This window comes from Roseovarius halophilus (ex Wu et al. 2025) (assembly GCF_047086965.1).
This window is the reverse complement of the sequence record NZ_JBKOTX010000618.1, coordinates 1-296: the sequence shown is the minus strand read 5'-3', so window position 1 is coordinate 296 and position 296 is coordinate 1. Positions and strand designations below refer to the sequence as shown.

1 protein-coding gene is annotated in these 296 nt (G+C 74.7%); it reads left to right on the top strand.

Annotated elements, in window-relative coordinates; translation table 11 throughout:
* A partial coding sequence (locus ACH107_RS33750) for a hypothetical protein (protein WP_412509915.1) occupies positions 1–263 on the top strand: 263 nt, incomplete at its 5' end.
* Positions 264–296: the final 33 nt, after the last annotated feature.

Below are 296 nucleotides of genomic sequence, written 5' to 3'. Positions count from 1 at the left end.
GCGATGCGCCCGACGCGGCCACCCCGGATAGCGCAGCCGGGGTATCCGGCGACGCTCATGATCCGGCCCCGGTGTCGGACCGCGCCCGCGACGGGGCGGAGGAGGCGCAGTATCCGGCCCCGACCGCACCGGTGGAGGTTGCCGACATGGCGGCGCCAGAGGGCGAGAGCCGTCCCGCCCCAAGTACCGGCGGTGCCGAGGCGACGCCACCCGAGGCCGCACCGCAAGAGGCCCCTGTCCGAACACTACCGCCTCGCCGTTAACGTACCCTTGTCGCGGGCCTCTTGTGGGCGCGC